General features: G+C 67.4%; 13 protein-coding genes. 3 read left to right on the top strand and 10 right to left on the bottom strand.

The window, feature by feature from the left end; all coding sequences use genetic code 11:
* Window positions 1–53: 53 nt before the first annotated feature.
* From KK7_RS0112515 to KK7_RS0112495, 5 genes are read right to left on the bottom strand one after another with little or no spacing between them, the layout of a single operon-like run.
* Window positions 54–326, bottom strand: a complete 273-nt coding sequence (locus KK7_RS0112515; RefSeq protein ID WP_010544990.1) for an HPr family phosphocarrier protein — start codon at window positions 324–326, stop codon at window positions 54–56.
* Entirely contained in the window at window positions 323–727 is a 405-nt protein-coding gene (locus tag KK7_RS0112510) for a PTS sugar transporter subunit IIA (protein WP_010544989.1), read from the bottom strand. Before KK7_RS0112510 ends, KK7_RS0112515 begins: the two co-directional genes overlap by 4 nt.
* Window position 728: 1 nt before the next feature.
* A complete protein-coding gene (gene rapZ, locus KK7_RS0112505) occupies window positions 729–1,661 on the bottom strand; it encodes an RNase adapter RapZ (RefSeq protein WP_029623251.1) in 933 nt (310 codons plus the stop codon).
* Window positions 1,662–1,711: 50 nt separating this feature from the next.
* Complete coding sequence (locus KK7_RS0112500; RefSeq protein WP_029623249.1) at window positions 1,712–3,286, bottom strand: sensor histidine kinase; 1,575 nt, start codon at window positions 3,284–3,286, stop codon at window positions 1,712–1,714.
* Window positions 3,255–3,965, bottom strand: a complete 711-nt coding sequence (locus tag KK7_RS0112495) for a response regulator transcription factor (protein WP_010544986.1) — start codon at window positions 3,963–3,965, stop codon at window positions 3,255–3,257. Before KK7_RS0112495 ends, KK7_RS0112500 begins: the two co-directional genes overlap by 32 nt.
* Window positions 3,966–4,154: 189 nt before the next feature.
* Between KK7_RS0112495 and KK7_RS0112490 the strand changes: the two genes are divergently transcribed.
* The 3 genes from KK7_RS0112490 to KK7_RS23395 are packed head-to-tail and all read left to right on the top strand — an operon-like array spanning window position 4,155 to window position 6,233.
* A complete protein-coding gene (locus KK7_RS0112490; protein ID WP_040598520.1) occupies window positions 4,155–5,774 on the top strand; it encodes a phosphoenolpyruvate carboxykinase in 1,620 nt (539 codons plus the stop codon).
* Window positions 5,775–5,827: 53 nt separating this feature from the next.
* Window positions 5,828–6,085 (top strand): hypothetical protein, encoded by a 258-nt coding sequence (locus tag KK7_RS23400; RefSeq protein WP_237709202.1) that lies wholly within the window; start codon window positions 5,828–5,830, stop codon window positions 6,083–6,085.
* Complete coding sequence (locus KK7_RS23395) at window positions 6,078–6,233, top strand: hypothetical protein (RefSeq protein ID WP_237709201.1); 156 nt, start codon at window positions 6,078–6,080, stop codon at window positions 6,231–6,233. The genes KK7_RS23400 and KK7_RS23395 overlap by 8 nt, the downstream gene beginning before the upstream one ends.
* Window positions 6,234–6,411: 178 nt before the next feature.
* Here the strand turns inward: KK7_RS23395 and KK7_RS0112480 are convergent, their stop codons facing one another.
* The 5 genes from KK7_RS0112480 to KK7_RS0112460 all read right to left on the bottom strand — a co-directional run bounded on the left by KK7_RS0112480 (window position 6,412) and on the right by KK7_RS0112460 (window position 8,295).
* Window positions 6,412–6,639, bottom strand: coding sequence for a DUF4170 domain-containing protein (locus KK7_RS0112480; RefSeq protein WP_010544984.1), 228 nt, complete (start codon window positions 6,637–6,639; stop codon window positions 6,412–6,414).
* Between the two features lie 75 nt (window positions 6,640–6,714).
* The gene (locus KK7_RS0112475) at window positions 6,715–7,020 is read right to left on the bottom strand and encodes a hypothetical protein (RefSeq protein ID WP_010544983.1); all 306 of its coding nucleotides are present in this window, start codon (window positions 7,018–7,020) and stop codon (window positions 6,715–6,717) included.
* 4 nt (window positions 7,021–7,024) lie between these two features.
* Window positions 7,025–7,354 (bottom strand): DUF3618 domain-containing protein, encoded by a 330-nt coding sequence (locus KK7_RS0112470; protein WP_010544982.1) that lies wholly within the window; start codon window positions 7,352–7,354, stop codon window positions 7,025–7,027.
* Window positions 7,351–7,692 carry a phage holin family protein gene (locus KK7_RS0112465; RefSeq protein WP_010544981.1) on the bottom strand — a complete coding sequence of 114 codons (342 nt, stop codon included), beginning with the start codon at window positions 7,690–7,692 and terminating at the stop codon, window positions 7,351–7,353. Before KK7_RS0112465 ends, KK7_RS0112470 begins: the two co-directional genes overlap by 4 nt.
* An 18-nt stretch (window positions 7,693–7,710) precedes the next feature.
* On the bottom strand, window positions 7,711–8,295 hold the full coding sequence (locus KK7_RS0112460; RefSeq protein ID WP_010544980.1) for a hypothetical protein: 585 nt from the start codon (window positions 8,293–8,295) through the stop codon (window positions 7,711–7,713).
* Window positions 8,296–8,387: the final 92 nt, after the last annotated feature.

Genomic DNA, 8,387 nt, shown 5'->3' with positions numbered 1-8,387 from the left:
AGACACTGCCCCACCCCAACCCCTCCCCTGAAGGGGAGGGGCTTAAGTAGTCGCTATTCCTCGTTGAACCGCGCTTCGACCAGTTCGACCAGTGCCTGCACCGCGCCTTCCGCGCCGTCGCCTTCGGCGGAGATGGTGATCGTGTCGCCCTTGGCGGCGCCGAGCATCATCAGGTCGAGGATCGAGGTGCCGGCGGCGCTGTTGCCGTCCTTCTCGACGGTGAGTTCGCAGGGCTGGGTGCTGGCGAGCGTGACGAACGCCATGCTGGCGCGGGCGTGGAGGCCGCGGCGGTTCTCGATCAAAACCTCGCGCGACACCCGGCTCATTGCGGCGGCCCCAGCATTTCCGACGCGACGGTCACATATTTGCGGCCGGCGTCGCGCGCGGCGAGCACCGCGTCGGTGACGGACATGGTCTTGCGGGCGCTGCCCAGGCGGATCAGCATCGGCAGGCTGATGCCGGCGATCACCTCGACCTTGCCGGCCTTCATCAGCGAGATGGCGAGATTGGAGGGGGTGCCGCCGAACAGGTCGCTCAGCACGATCACGCCTTCGCCCGAATCGACCGCGCCGATGGCGGCGGCGATGTCGGCACGGCGGCCCTCCATGTCATCCTCGGGGCCGATGCAGATCGCGGCGACCTGCTCCTGCTTCCCCACCACATGTTCCATCGCGACGACGAACTCCTCGGCGAGTCGTCCGTGCGTCACGAGCACCAACCCGATCATTCTATTCTCCGCCCCTAGCCATGGACACCGGCGCCCCCTCCAGGGAGTCCTGTGGCGCGGTCTGCAAATCTCTGTGCGTCACCGTGGGCGAAAATCCTTCGTCGCGCAACCGGGCGGCCATCCGTTCGGCGACATGGACCGAGCGATGCCGTCCCCCGGTGCAGCCGAACGCGATCGTCACATAGGCCTTTCCCTCCGCCTGGTAGCGCGGGAGGAGGAGCAGCAGCAGCGACTCGATCTGCGCCATCGCGGCATCGTACGCGGGATCGGCGGCGATATAGGCGGAGACGTCGGCATCGAGTCCCGTGCCGGGACGAAGCTGGGTGTCCCAGTGCGGATTGCGCAGGAAGCGCATGTCGAGGACGAGATCGGCGTCGCGCGGCAGCCCGCGGGAAAAGCCGAAGGAGGTGACGCTGAAGGTGGTCTTGCCGCCATCCGCCGAGAAGATCTGGCGGATCGCCTGGGCAAGCTGGTTCGCCTTCATGTCGGTGGTGTCGATCAGCCGGTTGGCCCAGCGGCGCAAGGGGCCGAGCAGCTCGCGTTCGCGGGCGATGCCGTCCTCGGCGGGGCGGTCCTGCGCGAGCGGGTGGCGGCGGCGTGTCTCGGAGAAGCGGCGGAGCAGCTCGGCGCCGCTGCATTCGAGGAACAGCGTGCCGACGTCGAGCCCCTGGTCCTCGCGCAGCTTCTTGATGCGCTGGACGATGCTCTCGGCGTCGAAGCCGCGCGTCTGGGTGCCGAGACCGAGCGCCAGCGGGCGCTCGTCGTCACCGCCATCGGCACCCGGCGCGGTGTCGAGCAGGCGGTTTAGGAGGAGCAGGGGGAGGTTGTCGACCACCTCCCAGCCGAGATCCTCGAGCGTGCGCAGCACGGTCGACTTGCCGGCACCCGACATGCCGGTGACGAGCAAGATATGTTTGGGGCGACGCCGTTGCATGATGCTCTCGTTATAGGCTGCCGGGAGCGCGGGCGGGTCGAGGGGCGGGCTCATGCGCGGGCTGCCAATGGCAGCCGCACCACGAAGCGTGCGCCCTGCGATCGATCCTCCCGCGATTCCACGATTATGCTTCCCTGATGGCCTTCGACGATGGTGCGGGCAATGGCAAGCCCGAGCCCCGAATGCTGGCCGAACGCCTCGCTGGACGGGCGCACCGAATGAAAGCGGCGGAAGATCGCCTCGCGCGCCTCTTCGGGCACGCCGGGGCCTTCGTCCTCCACCCAGATAGCGAGCGTGTCGTCCTCCTCCTGCGCCGAAATCGCGATCAGGCCGCCGGGGGGCGAGAAGGACAGGGCGTTCTCGATCAGGTTCTCGAACACGCGCTCCAGCCGCGTGGGATCGCCCATCACCTCCATCGACTGGCCGCGGGGGCGATCGAAGCGGAGGCGGATCTCCTCGGGCACGCCGCGGGTCTCGCGCTGGCCGATCAGCGCGGCGATCAGCGCGCCCAGGTCGAACGGCTCGAAGGTGGTGCGGCTGAGCTGCGCGTCGATCCGCGAGGCTTCCGAAATGTCGGTGATCAGCCGGTCGAGCCGGTGGACGTCGTCGCGAACGATGTCGAGCAGCTGGTCGCGCAGAGCGGGGTCCTTGACGTTCGACAGCCCCTCGACGGCGGAGCGGAGCGAGGCGAGGGGGTTTTTCAGCTCGTGGGTCACATCGGCGGCAAACGTCTCGGTCGCGTCGATACGGGCGCGGAGGGCTCCGCTCATGTCCGAAAGCGCGCGGGCGAGCATCCCGATCTCGTCGCGGCGCTCGGGCAGGCGGGGCACCACCACCTCGCGGGCCCGGCCGAGGCGCACGCGGATCGCCGCCAGCGCCAGCCGCCGCAGCGGCCGCACGATGGTGCGGGCGAGGAACAGCGAGAGCAGCACCGAAACCAGCGATACGATGCCGAGCACCACACCCAGCCGGTAGCGCTCCAGCCGCACCGTCTGGGTGATGTCGCGGGCGTTGTATGCGGTCATCACCACGCCGAGGCCGGTGATCGGCGCGGCGGCGGTGATCACCGGCGTGCGATCGGGCGCGCGCCAGACCGACGCAGCGGCGGCATGGGTTTCCAGCGCGGTCTTGACGTCCGGCCACTCCAGCCCGGCATCGCGCGGCCGTTCGCGGTACAGCGGCGCGCGATCGGCACCGGCGACCTTGTCGATCACTGCATCGAGGAAACGCGCGATGGTCTGGCCCACCGGATCCTTGTCGGGATCGCGCAGCACCAGGTTGCGCAGGCCCAGCTCGCGGCTGTCGCTCAAGAGCTTGCCCTGCGGATCGTAGAGGCGGATGCGCGTGCCCATGTCGCGGGCGAGGCTGAGCACCAGCAGGTCGCGGCGCTTGTCGGTGGCGGAGGCGAGCGCCTGCGCGATCAGGCGCACCTCGCGGCTGGTCTGCTCGACGCGGCTGTCGACGATGCGGCTGCGATAGCTGTCGAGATAGAAGAATCCGCCGCACAGCAGCGCCAGCGCGAAGATGTTGACCGCGAGGATCCGCGGCGTGAGGCTGACCCGGCCCGACCATCGCAGCGCCAGGTCGCGCTCGTCATTCATCCGAGAAGCGGTATCCGGCGCCATAGAGCGTCTCGATCGCGTCGAATTCCGGATCTACCTGCCGGAACTTGCGGCGGACGCGCTTGATGTGGCTGTCGATCGTGCGGTCGTCGACATAGATATCGTCCTGATAGGCGGCGTCCATCAGCTGGTTGCGCGTCTTGACGATGCCCGGGCGCTGGGCGAGCGTCTCCAGAATCAGGAATTCGGTGACCGTCAGCGTGACGTTGACGCCGCCCCAGGTGACCTTGTGGCGGGCGGGGTCCATGCTCAGCCGGCCGCGCTCGAGCGCCTCGGCGGGCTCGGCCGGGGCTGCACCCTCCGCTACCGGCGCGGCCGGCTCGGTGCGGCGCAGGATCGCGCGGATGCGGGCGATCAGCAGGCGCTGCGAGAAGGGCTTGGCGATATAGTCGTCGGCGCCCATCGCCAGGCCGAGCGCCTCGTCGAGCTCGTCGTCCTTGCTGGTGAGGAAGATCACCGGGATCTGGCTCTTCTCGCGCAGGCGGCGGAGCAGCTCCAGCCCGTCCATCTTGGGCATCTTGATGTCGAGCACCGCCAGTTCGGGCGGGTTCTCGATCAGCGCCTTGAGCGCGCTTTCGCCGTCCGAATAGACGCGGGTGAGAAAGCCCTCGGTCTGCAGCGCGATCGACACCGAGGTGAGGATGTTGCGGTCGTCATCGACCAGCGCGATCGTGGCGGTCATCCGGCAACCCGGGGCTGGCGCAAAATCAGCATTTCCACCCGTTAGACCAAAGTTCTGCGCGCCTCAACACGCCGACAACGTTTACCCGGATTGACCCTGTTTGCACCGCCATGCGAGGGGGCGAGTCGCAATAAACGTACGCCAGCGGCAAATCATCTGGTTTGTCATATAAATGGCGGCGTAATAAAAATGGAGGCTTGGGTGGATAAGCGTCAATCGCGCCATGGTCTTGGCGAACAGGGGATCGTCACCTCGGCGACCCTGCACTGGAACCTGATTACCGCACCGCTGGTGGAGCACGCGATCCGTCGCGGAGAGGGCAGCCTGGCCGCCGAAGGTCCCCTGGTCGTTGCTACCGGCAAGCATACCGGCCGTTCGGCCAAGGACAAGTTCATCATCCGCGATGCCGAGACCGAGACCAGCGTCTGGTGGGGCAAGACCAACCAGGCGATGACGCCGGCGCATTTCGCCGCGCTCAAGGCCGATTTCCTTGCCGAGTTGGCCACGCGCGACGAGCTGTTCGTGGCCGACCTCTATGGCGGTTCGCAGGCCGAGCACCGCGTGCAGGTGCGTGTGATCAACGAACTCGCCTGGCACAATCTGTTCATCCGCACGCTGCTGGTTCGGCCTGCAGCGGACGCGTTGGCGGATTTCGTGCCCGACTACACCATCATCGACCTGCCGAGCTTCCGCGCCGATCCTGCGCGCCACGGCACGCGCGGTGAGACGGTGATCGCGGTCAATTTCAGCGAAAAGCTGATCCTGATCGGCGGCACCGCCTATGCCGGCGAGATGAAGAAGAGCGTGTTCGGCCTGCTCAACTATCTGCTGCCCGAACAGGGCATCATGCCGATGCACTGCTCGGCCAATATCGGCCCCAAGGGCGATACCGCGATCTTCTTCGGCCTGTCCGGCACCGGCAAGACGACGCTCTCGGCCGATGCGTCCCGCACGCTGATCGGCGACGACGAGCATGGCTGGTCGGACACCGCGGTCTTCAACTTCGAAGGCGGCTGCTATGCCAAGATGATCCGCCTTTCGGCCGAGGCCGAGCCGGAAATCTTCGCCACCACCAAGCGCTTCGGCACGGTGCTGGAAAATGTGGTGATGGATCCGGCAACCCGGACGCTGGACCTCGACGATGCGAGCCTCGCCGAGAACAGCCGCGGCTCCTATCCGATCGATTTCATCCCCAACGCCTCGGCGGACAATCTCGGGCCGGTGCCGAAGAACATGATCTTCCTCACCGCCGATGCCTATGGCGTGCTCCCGCCGATCGCGCGGCTGACCCCCGAACAGGCGATGTACCATTTCCTCTCGGGCTATACCGCGCGGGTGGCGGGAACCGAGATCGGCGTGACCGAGCCCGAGGCGACCTTCTCCACCTGCTTCGGCGCGCCGTTCATGCCGCGGCATCCGTCGGTCTATGGCAACCTGCTCAAGAAGCGGATCGCGGAAGGGAATGTCGCCTGCTGGCTGGTCAACACCGGCTGGACCGGCGGCAAATACGGCATCGGCCACCGCATGCCGATCAAGGCGACCCGCGCGCTGCTCAATGCCGCGCTCGACGGCAGTCTGAACCAGGCCGAGTTCCGCCGCGATCCCACCTTCGGCTTCGAAGTGCCGGTCGCGGTGCCGGGCGTCGATTCGGCCATCCTCGACCCGCGCGAGACGTGGCCGGACAAGGCCGACTATGACGCGACTGCCGAGAAGCTCGTCGACCAGTTCGTCGAGAATTTCACGCAGTTCGAGGATCATGTGGAGGCCGGCGTCCGCGCTGCGGCTCCCAGGGCGCGGGCGCTCGCCTGAACGGGCGCGCCACCGACCTTCCGCCGCGGTGCTTTGCCAGCGCCGCGGCGATCGTGAGGGTGGGGGAGGGGCTGCTCGCCTGCACCCTGCCGCGCGCGGACTGGACGCACGAGGCGCATCTTGCCGCGTGCTGCTATCTGCTGAGCGAGCGTCCGGACGTGGATGTCGATGCCGACATCGGCGGCATCATCCGACGCTTTAACGACAGCACCGAGGGTGTGAGCGACGATCATCACGTCTATCAAGATACCGTTACCTGCGCCTCAGTCGCGGGTGTGCATCTGCATCTTGCTGATTGCCGAGGTGCCTGAAGCCGATCTCCTGGCGCGGGCGAACGGGCTGCTGGAATCGCCGATGGTCGTAGGCGACTGGCCGCTGGGCTTTTACAGTCGAGAGCGGCTGTTCTCGGTGGCGGCCCGGCGCGGCTTCGTGGAGCCCGGCCTGGCGCCGCTGCCGTAAGGGGCGGCCTTAAACATCTCTAAAACGACCGGTATCCCTGCGAAAGCGGGAATCCATTCTCGCGCGCGTTGCAGCGAGAGCCGAGAATCCGGCGTCAATGGATTCCCGCGTTCGCAAGGATGACCAGGGGGTGGTCAACATGATCGCAGGCCCTGGAGAGGGACGCGATCAGCGGAGATCAGGCCTTGCCGGCCTCGGCGTCCGGATCGAGCAGGCGGTGGAGATGAACCACCACATAGCGCATCTCGGCATCGTCGACCGTACGCTGGGCTGCGGCGCGCCACGCCTTTTCTGCAGCGGCATAGTCCGGGAAGATGCCGACCACGTCGAGCTTGGACGGATCGACGAAATCGAGGGTCGTCGGGTCGGCAACGCGGCCGCCGAAAACCAGGTGAAGCTTGCTCATTAGGCCTCCTGGGGTGGGGGGATGCCGCAGCCCTTACCGGGACAGCGGCATCCGGCTCAACCCCTTATAGGCGGCTTAGCGCTTGGCCGTTGCGTCCTTCGCCGCGTCGATCACCGTGCCGAACAGCGCCGAGACGCGTTCCTTGGTGGCATCGCTGTTCGGGATCAGCGATTCGATCTGCTCGCGGCCGCTGTCCTTCGCGGCCTGCACGGCGGCTGCGGCGCCATCGGCGAGCTTGCGGCCGAGGGGCTCCAGCGCCGCTTTTTCGCGATCGAAGCGCGGCAGCAGCATCCCGATCACCACGCCGAGCGCGACGCCGCCGGCGAGCAGCAGCGCGGGGTTTTCGGTGAGGCGCGATCCGGTTTCGGTTTCGGTGCTCATGGCGTCATCCTTCTGTGCGGTCTTTGGGTGTCGAACCCTTTGCGGGTCCGTCGGTTTCGTGTTTGCCCTTGCGGAAGATATCGACGATCCAGCCGCGCGCGAGCACCAGCCCGATCCCGCTCGTCAACGCGGCGGCGAGCCACGGGCGGGTGCGGACGGCCTCGGTGCCCTCGCGGGCGATGGACGTGACGCTCTGCTTGGCGTTCTCCATGGCTTCCTGCGCGATGTTGCGCGGCTTCAGGCGTTCCTGGACGGTACCCAGGGTGGTCATCAGCCTGTCGCGGGCTGCGCGTGCGCGAGCGCGGGCGGCGTCGGCGTTGCGCGGTACGGTCATGCCTTCGCTCCCATCGCCTTGCGGATGCCCCGCGCTGCCGCCCAGCCGAGCAGCGCCGCGATCAGCAGCGCCACGCCGACCACGATCAGCGTCGCCCAGCCCGGACCGACGAGCGTCGCCAGCGTGAGGATGGCGCCGACGATCAGCCCGATGGCCGCCGCGAGCGCCAGTGCGAGGGCCAGCACCGCCGCAATCGCGGCACCCTTCACCTCGCTGACCTTCGCCTGTGCCACCGCCTTGAAGTAATCGACTTCAGCGCGGGCGTAATCCTTGGCGTCTTCGGTGAGCTGGCCGATCAGCGCACCGATGCCGGCTTCTTCCAGATTTGGGGCGTCCATGCCCTGTATGGCCCGTCCTTAGCTCTGGGTCGTGCCGGGCGACGCCGACGGACCGGTGCCGAAGCCGACGGGCTCGACCTTCCGGTCTTCGGTCGAGGGTGTGTTGCCGGCCGGGGCGGCCGTGGTGGCGGTCGTGCCCGATGCCTCGATGCCCGACTTGATCACCCGCGCCAGCACGAAGCCGAGCGCAGCGGCGGTGCCCACGGCGATGGCGGGACTCTTCTTCACGAACTCCGTTGCCTCGTCGAGCAACTCGTTCACTTCCTTGCCGCGCAGCGACTCCGCGAAGCCCGCGATGCCGTCCGCCGCGGTGCGTGCATATTGGCCGTACTGCTCGCCGAGCTTGGCATCGACATCGCCTGCTGCCGTGCGCATCATCTCGGCTACCTCGTCGAGCGCGCTGGTCGCGCGTTCCTTGCCGGTGCCGGCGAAGCCGAGGATATGCTCCTTGGCCTGATCGGCGTATTTCGACGCCTCCTCGCGAATCGTGTCCGATGCGCTGCGCTTGGCGCCTGCATCCTCGGTGCCGCCACCGGCCGCGCCGGTCGCACCTGCATTTCCACCCAGCGGATCGCCCGCAATGCTGGTCGTTTCGTCTGCCATGATCAAAAACCCTCCATGCCTCGTCGAAACAACAACGGCCCCGTTTGCGAGTTCCCTCATGAACCGCTAGAGGCACCGCGCGCCTCATTCCT

This window comes from Sphingomonas elodea ATCC 31461 (genome assembly GCF_000226955.1).
Lineage (GTDB): Bacteria > Pseudomonadota > Alphaproteobacteria > Sphingomonadales > Sphingomonadaceae > Sphingomonas > Sphingomonas elodea.
The sequence above is the reverse complement of the archived record's forward strand: the minus strand, read 5'-3'. Positions and strand labels throughout refer to the sequence as shown.